The sequence below is a fragment of the Shouchella lonarensis genome, from assembly GCF_900096965.1.
In the GTDB taxonomy this organism is placed as follows: domain Bacteria; phylum Bacillota; class Bacilli; order Bacillales; family Bacillaceae_D; genus Shouchella; species Shouchella lonarensis.
This window is the reverse complement of record NZ_FMYM01000013.1, coordinates 1-18864: the sequence shown is the minus strand read 5'-3', so window position 1 is coordinate 18864 and position 18864 is coordinate 1. Positions and strand designations below refer to the sequence as shown.

Sequence of the window (18864 nt, the reverse complement as noted above, 5' to 3'; positions counted from 1 at the left end):
TCCTCCCCTTCTATTTATACGTCACTCGGTTGCACGAGTAATGTTAAAATCCTTTCCAAATCACTCTCCGAAAAGTAATCAATTTCGATTTTCCCTTTCTTCTTTCCTGGCTTAATTGTGACAGCTGTACCTAACGCATCACGTAATTGTGCTTGTTGTTCTTGAATTGCAAGCGATAGATTGACAGTTACCTTTTTTGTTTCACGTGAAACATGTTCATTTACTCGCTGAACCAATTGCTCTACTTCACGTACACTTAGTGACTGCTGCAAAATTTGTTCTAGCACCATTGATAATTTTTCTTTATCAGACAAACCAAGTAAAGCACGACCATGTCCCATAGAAAGTTTCCCTACAGAAATAAACTCCTGTACAACCTGAGGCAATTGTAACAATCTCAAATGGTTGGCAATATGGGGTCTGCTTTTTCCTAGCCGTTTCGCTAACTGTTCTTGTGTCACTGTAGTATTCGCTAACAGCTTTTCATACGCAATCGCTTCCTCAATAGGGTTTAAATCTTCACGCTGCAAATTTTCAATCAGTGCAATTTCCATCATTTCTGTTTCTGCCAACGTTTGAATAATGACTGGTACTTCGGTGAGTCCAGCTTGCTTTGCAGCCCGAACACGACGTTCTCCCATCACAATTTCATAACCTTTAATACTTTCCCTTACTGTAACAGGTTGTAAAACTCCATGCACACGAATGGAATCGCGCAGCTCTGCTAAAGCAGCTTCTGAAAATGTCTTTCGTGGCTGATACGGGTTAGGACGCAGCTCATTAATTGGCACATATTTTACTTGTTCAGATATTACCTCTTCCTGTTCAGGAAAAAAAGCTTCCAACCCTTTCCCTAAACCTTTTTTTCCTAATGCTTTACCCATTTGCCACCACTTCCTTTGCTAAGTCTACATATACTTCTGCACCGCGTGACCTCGCATCATAGGCAATAATTGGTTTCCCGTGACTTGGCGCCTCTCCCAGACGAATTGTTCGTGGAATAATCGTGTCAAACACCTTATCACGAAAATATTTTTTCACTTCATCAATGACTTGAATACCCAAATTTGTACGCGCATCTAACATCGTTAATAAGACACCTTCAATTGCAAGTGACGTATTCAAGTGCTTTTGCACAAGCCGAATTGTATTCAATAATTGACTCAAACCTTCCAGTGCATAATATTCACATTGAACAGGCACAACAACAGAGTCTGCTGCTGTTAACGCATTTAATGTTAACAGCCCAAGCGACGGAGGGCAATCAATGAAAATATAGTCATATTTATCTTTTACAGGCGTAAGTGCTTTTTTCAACCGTACCTCTCTTGAAATTGTCGGGACTAACTCAATTTCAGCACCTGATAGTTGAATGGTTGCTGGGATCACATCTAGATTCTCAACAGATGATGTCCGAATCACTTTTTTTACATCCATATCATCTACAAGCAAATCATACACACACTCATCCACATCACCTTTTTCAACCCCAACGCCACTCGTTGCATTTCCTTGGGGATCAATGTCAACGAGCAAAACCCTTTTTCCTAAGAAAGCTAAACATGCACTTAAATTCACAGACGTTGTGGTCTTTCCTACGCCGCCCTTTTGATTTGCGACAGCGATAATTTTCGACACATTGACACCTACTTTCTTACAATTACTGGTCGTATATATTTTGAGCAAAGGGACACGCGTACCACAACCTATCACTCATATACTTGGCGATAAAAAGACCTATCTTTTGAAGAGATAGATCATTTCTTCGGGATGCGAATCGTAAATTGATAAAACTCCTCGTTATCTTCTTCATCTGTGTCCACATTCAAACCACTTTTTAACACCATATCAACTGATTGTCGAATTGTGTTCATAGCAATTCTCATGTCTTTTGGATAAGATTTACGAAGCGCTTTTTTCTTCTTTACTGGGGCTTCTTCTTCCTCTTTCAATAAAAAAGAATCTTGAATCCATGCTTCCGTTTCTTTGACATTTAAATGTTCAGATACAATTTTATTCAAAAGTTCTTTCTGAGCAGATAGATCTTTTAACCTCAATAATGCACGTGCATGCCTTTCCGAAATATCTCGCTTCAAAATCGCCTCTTGTACTTCTTCTGGTAATTGTAACAACCGCAATTTGTTGGCAATCGTTGATTGGGCCTTTCCAAGTCGTTGTGCCAAGCTTTCTTGGGTTAAATCATGCATTTTAATCAATTTTGCATACGCCACCGCTTCCTCAATTGCTGTCAAACCTTCACGCTGCAAGTTCTCAATTAAAGCAATCGAGGCCGTTTGTCTGTCATTAAACGTCTTTACAATCGCTGGAATCGTTTCCCATTCAAGTGAAGTGACCGCTCGCCAACGCCGTTCTCCCGCAATAATTTCATATTTGTCCTCGTGTTTTCGCACAACGATTGGTTGAATAACACCGTGCGTTCGGATCGTTTGCGCAAGTTCCTCAATCCGATCTGGATCAAACATTGTCCGTGGTTGAAAGCGGTTTGGAATCAAGTCTTTTACTGCAAGTTGTTGCACCTCTTCGTTTTCAGTTAGCTGCGCATCATCGTTCTTATCTTGGAAGCCAAATAGGCGTGAAAACGATTGCTTCATCGCTTCGAACACCACCTTTTCGTTTGTTTCGACATGAACGTAGAAAAATCCTCTTTTTGTCGATCATTCTTCACAATGTTTCACGTGAAACATTATTATTGGATTGGTTGTTTATTTGGGATCCCAGCTTTTCTTGGATATTTCTTCGGTGTCAACTTGACTTTTTTTATTTGAACAATGTGGCGTTCACTTCCCTCCACAGGTAATCGTAACTGGTGATCCTGTACAAGCTTGCCACCTACCATCGCAATCGCTTTTTCTGCCTCTTTTAATTCTAAAACTGTCTCTGCTCCTTTTAAAGCAATAAAATTTCCACCTTGACGCACAAACGGCAAACATAGCTCGCTCAATACAGACATGCGTGCCACTGCTCGCGCCATAACGACATCATACTTCTCTCGATGAGTCGCCGATTGACCAGCATTTTCTGCGCGATCGTGACAAAAAGATACCCCTACTAATTGTAATTCCTCTGCTAACTCCGTTAAAAATTTAATTCGTTTGTTAAGAGAGTCAATGATGGTTACTTGTAAGTCCGGATACATGATTTTGAGTGGGATACTTGGAAATCCCGCGCCAGCCCCTATATCAACGATGTTTTGCGTTGAAAAATCATAATAAAAACCCGCTGTCAAACAATCATAAAAGTGCTTCACATAGACATCATCTTCCGCAGTAATTGCGGTGAGATTTATTTTTTCATTCCAAGAGACGAGTAGCTTAAAATAACGGGCAAACTGCGCCTCTTGTTTTCCTGATAACATCATCCCTGCGCTTTCTAACCATGAAGGGAACTCGACTTTACTCAAACGTTTCCACTCCTTAAAACGATACAACCCTTACGTACAAGGTTCATTCGCGTCACTTGATGTTTTTGCAAATCTACCTTGCTCCAAATAAACAAGCAAAATCGACACATCAGCTGGGTTTACTCCTGCTACACGTGAGGCTTGACCAACAGAAAGTGGTCGAACTTGTTGCAACTTCTGCCTTGCTTCTGTTGCTAATCCTTGGATTGCTTCGTAATCAAGGTCTTCCGGAATATACTTTTGCTCCATCTTCTGCAACCGTTCCACTTGTTGTTGTTGTTTGTCAATATAGCCCTCGTACTTCACTTGAATCTCAACTTGTTCACATACATCCTCACTTACCGGCACTGGTGGTGGCGGAATCATTTGTGACAACAACGCATATGACATTTCTGGCCGTTTTAGCACTGCAGTTGCCAGGGCAGCTTCTGTCATTGGACTTGAACCGTGTGCTTGTAATAGTTCATTTCCAGCTACAGTTGGTTTCACCACTAACCGAGAAAGACGCGCTTTTTCTTCAGCAATAGCGTGCTTTTTAGCTATAAACTGATCGTAGCGTGATTGAGAGATCAAACCAATTTCATGTCCTGTTTCTGTTAAACGTAAGTCTGCATTATCATGACGCAATAGTAAACGAAATTCCGCTCGCGAAGTTAGGAGCCGATAAGGTTCATTGGTTCCTTTTGTGACGAGGTCATCAATCAGCACACCGATGTATGCCTCCGACCGATCGAGAATAAGGCCTTCTTTTCCAAATACTTTTTGTGCGGCATTAATACCTGCCATCAATCCTTGACCAGCAGCTTCTTCATAACCAGATGTCCCGTTAATTTGTCCTGCAGTAAACAGCCCACTAATTTTTTTCGTTTCTAGTGTTGGCCATAGTTGCGTCGGCACAATTGCATCATATTCAATTGCATAACCAGGACGCATCATCCGTACTTGTTCTAAACCAGGGATTGTTTTTAACATCTCTAATTGCACATCTTCTGGTAAACTTGTTGACAATCCTTGGACATACACTTCTGTCGTATCTCTTCCTTCTGGTTCAAGAAAAATTTGATGACGGGGTTTATCATGGAAACGAACAATTTTATCTTCAATCGAAGGACAATATCTTGGACCTGTCCCTTCTATCATACCAGAATACATTGGTGAACGTTTTAAATTTGTTGAAATAATATTATGCGTATTCGCTCCTGTGTACGTGAGCCAACAAGGCAACTGTTTAAGCATCGGCGCGACAGTTTCAAAAGAAAATGCGCGCGGAACATCGTCGCCTGGTTGGATTTCTGTCTTTGTATAATCAATTGTTTCCCCATTTACACGGGGTGGCGTGCCCGTTTTAAAACGAACCATCTCAAATCCTAGTTCCTTTAGATGGTCAGACAATTTAATGGACGGTTGCATATTATTTGGCCCTGACTCATACGCGAGTTCACCTAAAATAATTTTCCCTCGTAAATAAGTGCCGGTCGTCACAACAACAGCCTTTGCACGATAGTGGGCGCCCGTGTTTGTAATCACACCACGACACTCATTGTCTTCAATGATCAATCGGTCAACCATTCCTTGACGAAGCAACAAGTTTTCCTGCATTTCAATCGTCTTTTTCATCTCATGTTGGTAACGAAACTTATCTGCTTGTGCCCGCAACGCTCGCACCGCTGGGCCTTTCCCTGTATTCAACATTCTCATTTGAATGTATGTCTTATCTATATTGCGTCCCATTTCTCCACCAAGCGCATCAATCTCACGGACAACAATACCTTTTGCCGGTCCACCAACAGAGGGATTGCAAGGCATATAAGCTACCGCATCTAAATTAAGTGTAAGCATCAACGTCTTTGCGCCCATACGCGCTGCTGCTAACCCTGCCTCTACACCTGCATGACCGGCACCAATGACGATGACATCAAATGTACCGCCTTCATAACTCATGTTCTTCGACTACTTGCGTTCATTGCTCGTCACAAGCAGTGCACCCTTCCTTTCGCACACGCGAGCCTCGCGTTGTTATTTTCCTAAGCAAAATTGCGCAAATAACTGATCAATCAAATGTTCGTGTACGTCTTGTCCAATAATTTCTCCAAGTAGTTCCCACGTTCGCGTGACATCAATTTGAATCAAATCTACTGGTACACCTTCCGTACTGGCATTAATTGCTTCGGTTGTATGGTGATACGCCTGTTCAAGCAACGCAATGTGACGAGTATTCGACACATATGTCAGGTCGCCCCCTTCAATACCTCCAGCAAAAAATAATGACTGAATTGCTTCTTCCAGTACTGTAGTTCCTTCATCATGTAACAAAGACATGCTCACAATTGGGCGGTCGTTTGCCAATTGTTGTACACGGTTCATGTCGATTTCTCTATATTGATCCGTTTTATTGACAATGACAATGACGTCCATATCACGTGTTGCTTCAAATAAAGCTTCATCCTCAACAGTGAGTTTCTCTGCATAGTTTAAAACAAGTAAGACAAGGTCAGCTTCCTGCAACACTTGCCTCGATCGTGCCACTCCAATTCGCTCAACTTGGTCGTCCGTCTCACGAATACCGGCTGTATCAATTAACCGTAATGGAACACCCCGCACATTCACATATTCTTCAAGCACATCTCTTGTTGTCCCAGGAATATTCGTGACAATGGCTTTTGCCTCTTGCACAAGGCTATTCATTAACGATGATTTACCCACATTCGGTCGACCAATAATCGCCGTAGCTAAACCTTCTCGCAACACTTTTCCTTGCTTTGCTGTTTGTAGTAAATCCTCTATCTCTGAATGTACCACCGTCATTTTTTCATAAATGACCTGTGCCGTGATTGTTTCTGCATCGTATTCAGGATAATCAATATTTACTTCAACAGCAGCAACTGTTTCTAATACCTTTTGTCTTAACTGCTGAATCTTTTTTGATAGTCGTCCTTCGACCTGTCTGAGCGCAGTACGCATCGCTCGATCTGTTTTGGAACGAATTAAATCCATTACACCCTCTGCTTGTGACAAGTCAATTCGTCCATTCAAAAAAGCACGCTTTGTAAATTCTCCCGGCTCAGCCAATCGAGCGCCTTGCTTTAACACTGCCTGTAATACACGGTTCACTGACACGAGCCCACCGTGACAATTCAGTTCAATGACATCTTCGCGCGTGTATGTGCGTGGTGCGCGCATCACCGTCACCATGACTTCTTCCATCATTTCCTCTTCATCAACATCCCTTAAATGTCCGTAAACAATTGTATGGCTAGCAACACTTTCCAATGGTTGACGTCCACGAAAAAGTTTATCCGCAATCGCAATCGCTTGATCTCCGCTCAGCCGGACAATTCCAATCGCACCTTCTCCTAGTGCTGTGGATATCGCCGCAATCGTATCTGTTTTCATTTGTTCACCCCCTACCTTCACATTATCCACAAGGGTATTCTCAACATATAAGAATAACACATGCGAAATGAAAAATCCAATTATTTATCCACATGTTTATCATCGCTTTCGATGACAATTAAAAAAAGACCAGCTATGCTGATCTTTAAAAAGAACCTTTACTTTGGTTCCACAACGACATGGCGCCGACTACCTTCTCCTTCAGACCGGGTTTTTACATACGCTTCATTCGCTAAAGTCATATGAATTACTTTTCTCTCACGAGCTGGCATCGGCTCCAGTACAACCGGTTGTTGAACCGTTTGTACTTTTTTACTTACACGGAAAGCCAAATATTTTAATGCCTCTTCTCGCTTTAAGCGATACTCTCCAGCATCTAAATCAACACGCACTGGGTTCACACCATCTGCGTGCCCAGTTGCCAAATTCGTTAACAACTCCAATCCATCAAGTGTCTGACCTTTTTTACCAATGAGCCGACCTTGATCTGCTTCATTGCTTGCATCCAATATCATCTGTAAGCGGCGTCCTGATTGATTTACGTTAATTTTTGCTTCAATATTCATCTGTTTTAGCGTTTTTACTAGGAAAGAATGGGCAACATCAGCTGACTGCGGTCTCACTTCAACCTCAATGACCGCTTGTTTTGGACGAAACAAACGAAGCAAACCTTTTTGCGGTTGTGAAATCACCTTGTACATCAGTTGTTCCTTAGGGACAGACAGTTCTTCTAATGCTTTGGAGACAGCCTCTTCAATGGTCCGACCTGTAACCGTATGCTTCACCATGCCACTTTCCCCTTTCATTATTTACGTTTTTTCGGTCGTTTCTTTTTCTTTTTGGATTTTGATTGCTGGTTGCTACGTTTCACCGGTTGTTCAATCATTTGTCCAGAAATCGCTACGTTTGCTGATCGGTTCATAAAGTATGTTTGCAAAATCATAAATACATTTCCAGCGATCCAATATAAAACGACAGCTGCTGGTAACACGACCCCTATGACAAGAATCATGATTGGCATCGCATAAAGCAAGATTTTCATTTGCGGGCTATTTTGCACCATCATCATTTTTTGTTGCAAAAATGTCAGCACGCACGCTAAGACAGGTAAGATAAAATAAGGATCTGCATTCGTTAATGCAAACCAAGCAAACGTTTCGCCTTCAAAATGATCTGTTCGCATAATTGCATGATAAATCGCCAAAAAAATTGGCATTTGAATGACTAATGGTAAACAACCAGAAAAAGGATTCACCTTATGTTTGGAAAATAAAGCTTGCATTTCCTGATTCAATTTCATCGTCGTATTACGGTCTTTCGCACTATATGTCTCTTTTAATGCCTGCATTTTCGGTTGCAACTGCTGCATGGCCCGCATACTTTTTGTTTGCTTTATCGTTAGTGGTAACAACAATATACGAAAAAGTACTGTTACTATAATAATAGCAAACCCATAACTCTTTATCCAGTTCGCAATCCATATCATTAGCTGTGAAAGCGGATAAACAAAAAAGTTGTTCCAAATCCCCTCACTTTCAGCAGTAATGGGCTCATTTATACTGAAACATCCTGATAAAAATAGCAACATCGACATGACAAAGATGAGCCAGCCAGTCTTCCTTTTCAATGACGTACATCCTCTCTCATCCTCATTTTATGTCACTACTGAATCACATTGGCTTTCTTCATGACGTGACATAAACTTGATTTCGTTTCTAAAAAATTTAAATTACTTGAAGGCTTGCGTGCAATCACAACATAGTCATAATTGAATCGTAATCGTAACCCTAACTCCTGAAAAGCCGCGCGAATCAAACGTTTAATCCGATTTCTGCATACTGCATGACCAACACGCTTTGAGACAGATAATCCGACCCGAAACTGTGTTTGTCCTTCTTTCGGCAATACATATAAAACAAATTGACGATTGGCAAAAGACTTTCCATGTGTGAATACAGCCGAAAACTCACTATTTTTCTTTATTCGTTGTTCTTTTTTCATCCATCACACAACCTTTCACATCGTCGTGTCTTTTTTATCCGCAATAACAAATGAAGTGATGACACTCCTAACGCGTAAAAAGACCACTGGTGTCAGTGGTCTACGCAGTCAATACTTTTCTTCCTTTTTTCCGACGATTTGCAATGACTTTACGACCATTTTTTGTCGCCATACGTGCACGGAAGCCATGATTCTTTTTCCGCTTTCGGTTGTTTGGTTGGAACGTTGGTTTACCCAATGTATGCCACCTCCCTCGAGGATTGTATCATAATAGACACTCCAAAAAATTATATAAAAAGACTGCTATTTTGTCAACCCTTCCGCCTATTGTGGATAATCTTTTCTTGTCCACAACATTTATCGACAGGCCTTTCGACAAGTTATACACATATCTAGTGTCGTGTATATGTTCATCCTACTATATACAGAAGTTTGTGGATAAATCTTTTCAAACGTTGCGGTTTCTTCTATTTTTTGCTATGATTATATTGTTTTCACTTGAGGATACCGATGAGCGTTGAAAAAGTTATTCACACCTTGTGGGTAATTCTGTGGACATTTTTCCAAGCATGTTCAAAACGCTATCCACAACCATATTAATTGTGTGATTATCCCTTTTACAATTTTCATTCCAAGACAGCGCAACTTTGACATACATTCCACGACAAGCAACGCAATATTTTTTAACGAATACATATAAAAAGGAGGAGCATTTTTGGAAAACATCCATGATTTATGGGATCAAGTGTTAAATGAAATGAAAAAAAAAGTAAGCAAACCTAGTTATGAAACGTGGTTGAAAACGACCATTGCACAATCAATTCAAGAAGATACCATCATTGTTGTGGCTCCGAACGCATTTGCACGTGATTGGCTGGAAAAACATTATACAGTGCTCGCTTCTACGATGGTTGAACAACTTACAGGGACAAAACTCATACCGAAGTTTGTTATTCCGCAACATGAACAAAATACCATGACAGAAACTGCTGCAGAACAAGCTGCACCAACCGCTCCTCCAAAAGATTCCCCTGTTGAAACAACAGGCTCACACACCATGTTGAATGACAAATATACGTTCAACACTTTTGTCATTGGTTCAGGAAATCGTTTTGCACACGCTGCCTCTTTAGCTGTAGCTGAAGCGCCAGCTAAAGCATATAACCCTTTATTTATATATGGTGGGGTTGGGTTAGGCAAAACACATTTAATGCATGCCATTGGTCACTACGTCATGGAACATAACCCGCAAGCAAAAGTCGTTTATTTGTCGTCTGAAAAATTCACGAATGAATTTATTAATGCCATTCGTGATAACAAAGCTGTTCATTTTCGCAACAAATACCGCAATGTTGATGTGTTACTAATTGACGATATCCAGTTTATTGCTGGGAAAATCCAGACACAAGAAGAGTTTTTTCATACCTTTAACGCATTACATGAAGAATGCAAACAAATTGTCATTTCAAGTGATCGACCACCCAAAGAAATTCCTACTTTAGAAGATCGACTTCGCTCTCGATTTGAATGGGGATTAATTACTGACATTACACCCCCTGATTTAGAAACAAGGATTGCCATTTTACGCAAAAAGGCAAAAGCAGAGAAGCTTGATATTCCAAACGAAGTAATGCTTTATATTGCCAACCAAATTGATACAAACATTCGTGAACTAGAAGGTGCACTTATTCGTGTTGTTGCATATTCATCGCTTGTGAATCAAGACATGAATGCTGATTTAGCCGCTGAAGCACTAAAAGACATTATTCCAAATGCACTGCCAAAAACACTTTCAATCGTTGACATCCAAAAACTTGTTGGTGACCACTATCAAGTGAAATTAGAAGATTTTAAAGCAAAAAAACGCACAAAGTCAGTTGCATTCCCAAGACAAATTGCGATGTATTTGTCACGAGAGTTAACCGATGCTTCTTTACCGAAGATCGGGAGTGAATTTGGGGGCCGTGATCATACAACGGTCATACATGCACATGAAAAAATCACAAAATTGCTCTCGACAGATCCTGAACTACAGCAAAAAATACAACTGATCAGTGAACAATTACGACAATAGCAAGTGTGTATGTGTATAAAGAAGTCGTAGCTATGCACAACTTGTCCACATGTGCATAGCTACGACTTATAAAGGGCGTACTCGGTTATCCACAAATACACAGCCCCTATTACTATTACTACGGTTTTAAAAGATTAAGATATATACCTCAGTCTCTTTATGAGACGTGTAAATATCTTATTTCTATACATATGAAAAGGAGTTTGCATTCATGCATATTTTAGTGAATAGTCATCGAATGATTCAAGAAGTTCAGCACGTTGTCAAAGCTGTTTCTTCACGAACGACGATCCCCATCTTGTCAGGAATTAAATTGGATGTATCTGCTGCAGGTTTAACATTAATTGGGAGTGATGCAAATATTTCCATTGAATCGTTTATCCCGACAGTTGAAAACGAGCAAGAGATTGTGACCATTCATCAAACAGGTGCAATCGTGTTGCCCGCTAAATATTTAGCAGAAATTGTCAAGAAGTTACCTGGAGAAGAAATGGACATACATGTGCAACAACCATTTTCTGTTACAATTCAGTCTGGCGCGTCTATCTTTACTTTAAATGGATTTGATCCAGAAGAGTACCCGCGCTTACCTGTTGTACAAAATGATGCACAATTTTCACTCCCGCAACAAGTATTTAAAAATGTGATTCGCCAAACGGCTTTTGCTGTGTCTACACAAGAAACCCGTCCTGTTTTAACAGGTGTGCACCTATGTATCGTAGGAAAAAAACTGACATGTACTGCAACGGATAGTCACCGACTTGCTTTACGAACAGTTGAAGTCGACCTGAATGAAAATGATGGGAACGTAAACAATGTCGTTATACCAGGTAGAAGTCTTCAAGAACTAAACAAAATTTTAGAAGATGTGTCTGATGATGTAGAAATTGTTGTCACAGACAATCAAATTTTGTTTAAGGTAGGGAATCTTTTATTCTTTTCACGTCTACTAGAAGGGAAATATCCTGTCACGACAGAGATGATTCCCGCAAAAGCACAAGCGAAAACAACTTTCGAATTAAAGACAAAGTCATTATTGCAAACATTGGAGCGTGCATTACTGTTATCACGTGAAGGAAAAAACAATGTTGTTCACCTAAAAGTGATTGATCAAACGCAAATTGAACTGACGTCTACTTCACAAGAAATTGGGAAAGTGACAGAACAATTGCACGTTGAAAAACTTCAGGGAGAGCACATGCACATTTCTTTCAATGGCAAAAATGTCATTGATGCGTTACGTGTTGTTGATAGTGAAAATATTTATATGATGTTTACAGGCACAATGAATGCATTTCTTGTTCGTCCAAGTGAGAGTGATCATACGATACACTTATTTTCCCCTGTACGAACGTACTAAAAGTTGTTGAATCTCTTGAAAAAAGCTTGGCTAGATGCATTTCATTTAGTACAATAGAGAATGAACAAATGAGCGATCTATGTAAAAAAATAGATAAGCTAGAGAAGTAAGGCAGCAATCGTGATCGATGTGCTGTCTTGCTACTTCATAGCTGATTGTGGGGTATACGTTGAAACAAATAATGATCAAAGATGATACGATCACCCTAGGACAATTATTAAAAGAAATAGGTGTTATACAAACCGGTGGGATGGCGAAATGGTATTTGGCGGAGTATGTATTGCTTGTGAATGGTGAAAAAGAGACACGGCGCGGTAAGAAATTGTGCAATGCTGATGTCGTCACACTTGAAGACGGTCAGCAATTTCAAGTTGTACAAAGGGGATAAAAATGTACATTCGTTCACTTGCATTAGCGTCTTATCGAAACTATTCCCAGCTCTCTGTTTCTTTTGATCCAGGAATAAACATTTTACAAGGGGAAAATGCGCAAGGGAAAACGAATATATTAGAAGCCATCTTTGTTGCTGCATTAGCGAAGTCACACCGTGTTGTAAAGGATAAGCAACTTATTCAAATAGACAAAACGTTTGCCCGTGTCAATGTCAAAGTTTCAAAACGAACCCAGGATGTTGAACTTGATTTTATTCTTTCTCATAAAGGAAAACACGGGAAAATAAATGGGCTGCAGCAAAGACGATTGAGTGAGTATGTTGGGAATTTAAATGTGGTCATGTTTGCCCCCGAAGATTTAGCTTTAGTAAAGGGGAGTCCACAAGTGAGGCGGCGTTTTATTGATATGGAACTCGGTCAAATGAGCCCGATATATTTACAACATTTGACTCAATACAGCCAAGTATTAAAACAGCGTAATGTGCTATTAAAAAAGTTACAAGTTCAAACAACAAGTTCATCTCTTATGATGATGCTAGACGTATTGACAGAACAATTGATCATAGAAGCAGCGGTCATTATGCACAAGAGAGCCCAATTTTTACAACAACTTCAGCAATGGGCGCAGGTGATTCATGAAAAAATGAGCCGTAAGCAAGAAATGTTGAAGTTACGCTATCTCCCTTCAGTAGAGGTATCAGATAAAGAAAACTTGTCGAAAATAAAAGAAGAACTTTACAGTGCATACAAACAAAAAAAAATGATAGAAGTAAAGCGTGGCATCACACTTTTTGGGCCACATCGAGATGATATGGCTATTTCTGTCAATGAAATGGATGTGCATACGTATGGTTCACAAGGACAGCAGCGAACAGCGGCACTATCTATCAAGTTAGCTGAAATTGATTTAATTTACGCTGAAACAGGAGAATTTCCTGTGTTATTGTTAGACGATGTTTTATCAGAACTAGATCGCCATAGACAATCGCAGTTGTTAGAGACGATTGACAATCGGGTACAAACGTTTGTAACGACAACGACCACAAATGAATTACATCAAACGGTGTTAGAGCAGGCGCAAACATTTTATATAAATCAAGGAACACTTGAAGTAACGGGGTGAATAAACGATGTACCTTCATATTGGCGGAGAGGTCATTCTCAACACAAACAGTATTATTGGTTTTTTTCCATATGAAGATTCACCTCTTCCACAACAGACAGTGCCTGTGAAATATACTGCTTATACCGAAGATGAATCCATTAAAACAGTTGTGGTAACAGATACATGTATTTATTACTCTCCTATCTCAACACAAACGCTTGCACGTAGATCTTACGTGGGAAGTTTAGAAAATGTGTTGGAAGATAGAGAGATGTAGTTTTCGTATAGATGAGCGTGTCACTAAATGCATGTAGATAGTAACGGGGAAGGTGAAATCGATTGAAAAATGATCAAAAACAAACATATGATGAAAGTCAAATTCAAGTATTAGAAGGCCTTGAAGCAGTCCGGAAACGTCCAGGAATGTATATTGGGTCTACTAGTAGCCGTGGTCTTCATCATTTAGTTTGGGAAATCGTTGATAATAGTATTGATGAAGCGATGGCTGGATTTTGTGATGAAATTATCGTGACAATTGAAGAAGGCAATGCAATTACTGTACAAGATAATGGACGCGGGATTCCTGTTGGCATTCATGAGAAGATGGGTCGCCCTGCAGTAGAAGTCATTATGACAGTGCTCCATGCTGGTGGGAAGTTTGGCGGTGGTGGTTATAAAGTGTCTGGTGGCTTGCATGGTGTGGGCGCATCTGTTGTGAACGCATTATCAACATTACTAGTCGTTAATGTTCATCTCGATGGCAAAATTCATCAGCAGCAATTCGAACGAGGTGTACCAAAAAACGATTTGATAGTGGTCGGTACAACAGAGAAGACGGGCACAGCGATTACATTTCAGCCGGACCCTGAGATTTTTCAAGAAACGACTGAATTTGAGTATGACATTTTAACAAGTCGTTTGCGCGAGCTTGCCTTTTTAAATAAAGGATTAACGATTAAGATACAAGATTTACGTACGGATGAAAATAAAAGCGCGACTTACTTTTATGAAGGTGGCATTGCCTCTTTTGTTGCTCATTTGAATCGAACAAAAGAAGTGTTGTATGATTCTCCGATCTATATTGAAGGAGAAAAAGAAGGCGTCGCTGTTGAGATTTCAGTACAACATAATAACGGTTATGCAAGCAACATTTACTCGTTTGCTAATAACATTCATACACACGAGGGGGGTACACATGAAGCTGGTTTTAAAACTGGTTTGACTCGTGTAATTAATGATTATGCAAGACGCCATCAGTTTTTCAAAGAGAGTGATCCAAATTTAACTGGAGAAGATGTGCGTGAAGGTTTAACAGCAATTATCTCTGTGAAAATTCCTGATCCTCAATTTGAAGGACAGACAAAAACGAAACTCGGCAATAGTGAAGCACGAACGATTACAGATTCACTTTTCTCAGAGCATTTTGCTCGTTTTTTAGCAGAAAATCCAGCGATTGCCCGAAAAATCGTTGATAAAGGATTAATGGCGTCCCGTGCACGAGAAGCGGCGAAGAAAGCGCGTGAATTGACGCGGCGAAAATCAGCGTTAGAAGTAAGCTCCTTGCCTGGTAAATTGACAGACTGTTCATCAAAAGATGCATCGCAAAGTGAATTGTTTATTGTCGAGGGAGACTCTGCCGGTGGCTCAGCTAAAGGGGGACGAGATCCACAATTCCAAGCGATTTTACCATTGCGAGGCAAAATTTTAAACGTTGAAAAAGCCCGTCTTGATAAGATTTTGGCAAATAACGAGATTCGTATGATGATCACGGCTATTGGTGCAGGAATTAGTGATGAATTTGATATTGAGAAAGCGAGATATCATAAAATTATTATCATGACGGATGCTGATGTTGATGGTGCGCACATCCGGACGTTAATTTTAACGTTTTTTTATCGCTATATGCGAGAGTTGATTGAGAAGGGCTATGTGTATATCGCGCAACCTCCTTTGTATAAGATTCATCAAGGAAAACAACATCTCCAATATGTATACTCTGACAAAGAGCTTGAAAAGTATTTGGAAACAGTACCAGATCGTCAAAAAGTCGAGTTACAGCGGTATAAAGGGCTCGGTGAGATGAATGCGACACAGCTCTGGGAAACAACAATGGATCCTTCTGTTAGAACGATGCTGCAAGTGACATTATCCGATGCAATGAAAGCAGATGAAATATTTGAGATTTTAATGGGCGACCGTGTGGAACCGCGACGAGACTTTATTCAAGAGAACGCGCAATATGTGACAAATTTGGATATTTGAATGCATACGCCTACCTGGAGGTGAACATGAATGGCAGAAGAAGTATCAAAGCTAAAGGAAATACAGATTGATCATGAAATGAAAAATTCATTTATGGATTATGCGATGAGTGTCATTGTGAGTCGGGCGTTGCCAGATGTTCGCGATGGCATGAAACCTGTTCATCGTCGGATCCTGTACGCCATGTTTGAACTGGGAATGACCCCAGATAAACAGTATAAAAAATCGGCTCGGATTGTCGGTGAAGTACTAGGCAAATATCATCCTCACAGTGATGCAGCGGTATACGATACAATGGTTCGTATGGCTCAAGACTTTAGCTATCGCTACATGCTTGTGGACGGTCACGGTAATTTCGGTTCGATTGATGGGGATTCAGCGGCGGCGATGCGTTATACTGAATCGAAAATGTCGAAAATTTCTATGGAGCTCGTCCGGGATTTAAATAAGAATACAGTTGATTTCCAAGAAAACTATGATGGAAATGAGAAAGAGCCAGTCGTTTTACCGGCGCGATTCCCTCACTTGCTTGTAAATGGTACATCAGGGATTGCTGTTGGGATGGCAACAAACATTCCACCACATCAGCTTGGCGAAGTCATTGATGGTGTACTAGCTTTATCTAAAAATGAGGATATGACAGTCGAAGAGCTGATGAATTATATTCCAGGTCCGGATTTTCCGACTGGAGGGGAGATTTTAGGACGTTCAGGTATTCGAAAAGCGTATTTAACAGGACGCGGTTCTATTATTTTACGGGCAAAAACAGAAATTGTTGAAACAAACGGTAAGTCTACAATTTATGTTACGGAATTGCCTTATCAAGTGAACAAAGCGCGTCTGATCGAGAAAATTGCAGAACTCGTTCGTGATAAGAAAATCGACGGTATTACCGAATTAAGAGACTCATCTGACCGTAATGGTATGAAGATTGTCATTGAATTACGGCGTGACGCCAATCCAAATGTCATTTTAAATAATTTGTACAAACAAACAGCCTTACAAACAAGTTTTGGTATTAATATGTTAGCGCTTGTGAATGGAAGACCGGAAGTGCTCAATTTAAAAGAAGCGTTGAGGCATTATTTAACGCATCAAGTGTCTGTGATTCGTCGTCGTACGCAATTTGATTTAAATAAGGCCGAGGCGCGCGCGCATATTTTAGAAGGATTGCGGATTGCACTTGACCATATTGATGAAATTATCGCGTTGATTCGTGGTTCACAAACAACCGATACTGCGCGCGCTAGTTTAATTGAACGTTTTTCATTGAGCTATGAACAAGCGCAAGCCATTTTAGATATGCGCCTGCAACGTTTGACAGGTTTGGAGCGCGGAAAGATTGAAGAAGAATACACGACACTTGTTGCACGGATCGCGGAGTTACGTGCAATTTTAGCTGACGACGAAAAAGTCCTTGCTGTCATCAGGGAAGAGCTACTGGTCATTAAAGAAAAGTACAATGATGAGCGGCGCACAATTTTATCAACAAGTGAAGATCAGCTTGAAGATGAGGATTTAATTCCTCAGCAAAATATCGTTGTCACGATTACTCATAATGGCTATATTAAGAGGCTACCTGTTTCCACATACCGTGCGCAAAGACGCGGTGGAAAAGGCATTCAAGGAATGGGAACAAATGAAGATGACTTTGTCCAACATTTGTTTACGACAAACACGCACCACACAATTTTGTTCTTTACAAACAAAGGCAAAGTTTATCGCTTAAAGGGGTATGAAATTCCTGAATTAGGAAGAACTGCTAAAGGCATTCCAGCGATTAATTTGTTACAAATTGATCCGGGTGAATCGATTAGTACGGTGATTCCAATCGAAACTTTTGATGAGGAAAGGTATTTATTTTTCTTAACTGAAATGGGTATTGCAAAACGAACGCCACTTTCGGCTTTTGTTCATTTACACAAAGGTGGCTTGTTTGCAATTCGTCTTCAAGAGGGTGATTCGCTCCATGCAGTTCGATTAACGGATGGAAACCAAGAAATGATTATCGGAACGAAGCAAGGGATGGCAATTCGTTTTCGTGAGTCTGATGTACGTCTCATGGGGCGGCCCGCACGTGGTGTTAGAGGGATTCGTCTTTCCGAAAATGATGGTGTCGTTGGTGTAGATGTTATTTCCGCGGACCAAGAAGTATTGGTTGTTACAGAGAATGGCTATGGCAAACGCACAAAAATTGATGAGTATCGGGTGCAAAGTCGTGGTGGTAAAGGGATTAAAACATGTCACATTACACAACGTAATGGACCGCTCGTATCGCTATCGATGGTAGGGACAACAGATGACATCATGATTGTCACAGTGGATGGGATTATTATTCGTACGCATGTCGATGGAATTTCAACGACTGGGAGAACGACGCAAGGCGTTAAGCTAATCCGGGTAGATGAAGGAGAAGGTGTTGCAACAGTTGCACGTGTGAACATTAATGATGAGCTTGATGAGGAAGACGAGGAAAATATTGTTGAGTAATCATCCATGAAGTTGTACTGGGTAACCGGTGCAACTTTTTTAGTGCTTTAAAAATAGTTATATAAAAGATGAATGCATGATAAGTTTATTTTTGTCGCTATAAAGATGTACAAAAAAGAACGAAAAAACACTTGACGGTACTACAGGGAAATGGTATATTAATTAAGTCGCCAACAAACAGCGACACAAGCTCATTGAAAACTAAACAATAGCCAAGCGTAAAAAGAGATCAATAGATCTCAACATGTAAGCCACAAAGAAATTTGTGCAAAATGAGCAAATCAAACACTTTAATGGAGAGTTTGATCCTGGCTCAGGACGAACGCTGGCGGCGTGCCTAATACATGCAAGTCGAGCGCACAGAAG

17 protein-coding genes and 1 rRNA gene are annotated in these 18864 nt (G+C 40.4%); 8 read left to right on the top strand and 10 right to left on the bottom strand.

Translation table 11 applies throughout. The features are described 5' to 3' along the window. Nucleotides 1-14: 14 nt before the first annotated feature. The 10 genes from BLT29_RS12090 to rpmH all read right to left on the bottom strand — a co-directional run bounded on the left by BLT29_RS12090 (nucleotide 15) and on the right by rpmH (nucleotide 9053). A complete protein-coding gene (locus BLT29_RS12090) occupies nucleotides 15-884 on the bottom strand; it encodes a ParB/RepB/Spo0J family partition protein (protein ID WP_090776576.1) in 870 nt (289 codons plus the stop codon). After that, nucleotides 877-1638: a ParA family protein gene (locus BLT29_RS12085; protein WP_090776575.1), complete on the bottom strand. Its 762-nt coding sequence runs from the start codon at nucleotides 1636-1638 to the stop codon at nucleotides 877-879. Before BLT29_RS12085 ends, BLT29_RS12090 begins: the two co-directional genes overlap by 8 nt. Nucleotides 1639-1757: 119 nt before the next feature. Next, nucleotides 1758-2612, bottom strand: a complete 855-nt coding sequence (gene noc / locus BLT29_RS12080; protein ID WP_090776574.1) for a nucleoid occlusion protein — start codon at nucleotides 2610-2612, stop codon at nucleotides 1758-1760. Nucleotides 2613-2707: 95 nt separating this feature from the next. Next, a complete protein-coding gene (rsmG, locus tag BLT29_RS12075; protein ID WP_090776573.1) occupies nucleotides 2708-3421 on the bottom strand; it encodes a 16S rRNA (guanine(527)-N(7))-methyltransferase RsmG in 714 nt (237 codons plus the stop codon). Between the two features lie 30 nt (nucleotides 3422-3451). Further along, the gene (mnmG, locus tag BLT29_RS12070; protein WP_090776572.1) at nucleotides 3452-5362 is read right to left on the bottom strand and encodes a tRNA uridine-5-carboxymethylaminomethyl(34) synthesis enzyme MnmG; all 1911 of its coding nucleotides are present in this window, start codon (nucleotides 5360-5362) and stop codon (nucleotides 3452-3454) included. A 75-nt stretch (nucleotides 5363-5437) separates the two neighbouring features. Further along, a complete protein-coding gene (gene mnmE, locus BLT29_RS12065) occupies nucleotides 5438-6814 on the bottom strand; it encodes a tRNA uridine-5-carboxymethylaminomethyl(34) synthesis GTPase MnmE (protein ID WP_090776571.1) in 1377 nt (458 codons plus the stop codon). A 158-nt stretch (nucleotides 6815-6972) separates the two neighbouring features. Beyond that, nucleotides 6973-7602, bottom strand: coding sequence for an RNA-binding cell elongation regulator Jag/EloR (gene jag, locus BLT29_RS12060; RefSeq protein WP_245701271.1), 630 nt, complete (start codon nucleotides 7600-7602; stop codon nucleotides 6973-6975). A gap of 17 nt (nucleotides 7603-7619) precedes the next feature. Further along, nucleotides 7620-8441, bottom strand: a complete 822-nt coding sequence (gene yidC / locus BLT29_RS12055; protein ID WP_245701269.1) for a membrane protein insertase YidC — start codon at nucleotides 8439-8441, stop codon at nucleotides 7620-7622. A gap of 35 nt (nucleotides 8442-8476) precedes the next feature. Next, nucleotides 8477-8815, bottom strand: a complete 339-nt coding sequence (gene rnpA / locus BLT29_RS12050) for a ribonuclease P protein component (RefSeq protein ID WP_090776570.1) — start codon at nucleotides 8813-8815, stop codon at nucleotides 8477-8479. A gap of 100 nt (nucleotides 8816-8915) precedes the next feature. Beyond that, nucleotides 8916-9053: a 50S ribosomal protein L34 gene (rpmH, locus tag BLT29_RS12045; protein WP_090776569.1), complete on the bottom strand. Its 138-nt coding sequence runs from the start codon at nucleotides 9051-9053 to the stop codon at nucleotides 8916-8918. Nucleotides 9054-9530: 477 nt separating this feature from the next. On the opposite strand from rpmH, the gene dnaA reads away from it, so the two are divergent. The 8 genes from dnaA to BLT29_RS12005 form a co-directional block, all read left to right on the top strand. Further along, nucleotides 9531-10889, top strand: coding sequence for a chromosomal replication initiator protein DnaA (gene dnaA, locus BLT29_RS12040; RefSeq protein ID WP_090776568.1), 1359 nt, complete (start codon nucleotides 9531-9533; stop codon nucleotides 10887-10889). Between the two features lie 211 nt (nucleotides 10890-11100). Continuing rightward, nucleotides 11101-12249, top strand: coding sequence for a DNA polymerase III subunit beta (dnaN, locus tag BLT29_RS12035; RefSeq protein ID WP_090776567.1), 1149 nt, complete (start codon nucleotides 11101-11103; stop codon nucleotides 12247-12249). A gap of 169 nt (nucleotides 12250-12418) precedes the next feature. Continuing rightward, on the top strand, nucleotides 12419-12637 hold the full coding sequence (yaaA, locus tag BLT29_RS12030; protein ID WP_437182649.1) for a S4 domain-containing protein YaaA: 219 nt from the start codon (nucleotides 12419-12421) through the stop codon (nucleotides 12635-12637). Between the two features lie 2 nt (nucleotides 12638-12639). Further along, on the top strand, nucleotides 12640-13764 hold the full coding sequence (gene recF / locus BLT29_RS12025) for a DNA replication/repair protein RecF (RefSeq protein ID WP_090776566.1): 1125 nt from the start codon (nucleotides 12640-12642) through the stop codon (nucleotides 13762-13764). A 7-nt stretch (nucleotides 13765-13771) separates the two neighbouring features. Next, a complete protein-coding gene (gene remB, locus BLT29_RS12020; RefSeq protein WP_090776565.1) occupies nucleotides 13772-14023 on the top strand; it encodes an extracellular matrix regulator RemB in 252 nt (83 codons plus the stop codon). 62 nt (nucleotides 14024-14085) lie between these two features. Next, nucleotides 14086-16008: a DNA topoisomerase (ATP-hydrolyzing) subunit B gene (gene gyrB / locus BLT29_RS12015; RefSeq protein ID WP_090776564.1), complete on the top strand. Its 1923-nt coding sequence runs from the start codon at nucleotides 14086-14088 to the stop codon at nucleotides 16006-16008. 30 nt (nucleotides 16009-16038) lie between these two features. Further along, complete coding sequence (gyrA, locus tag BLT29_RS12010; protein WP_090776563.1) at nucleotides 16039-18498, top strand: DNA gyrase subunit A; 2460 nt, start codon at nucleotides 16039-16041, stop codon at nucleotides 18496-18498. Nucleotides 18499-18788: 290 nt separating this feature from the next. Beyond that, nucleotides 18789-18864: ribosomal RNA gene (locus BLT29_RS12005) — 16S ribosomal RNA — on the top strand; the annotation flags it as partial.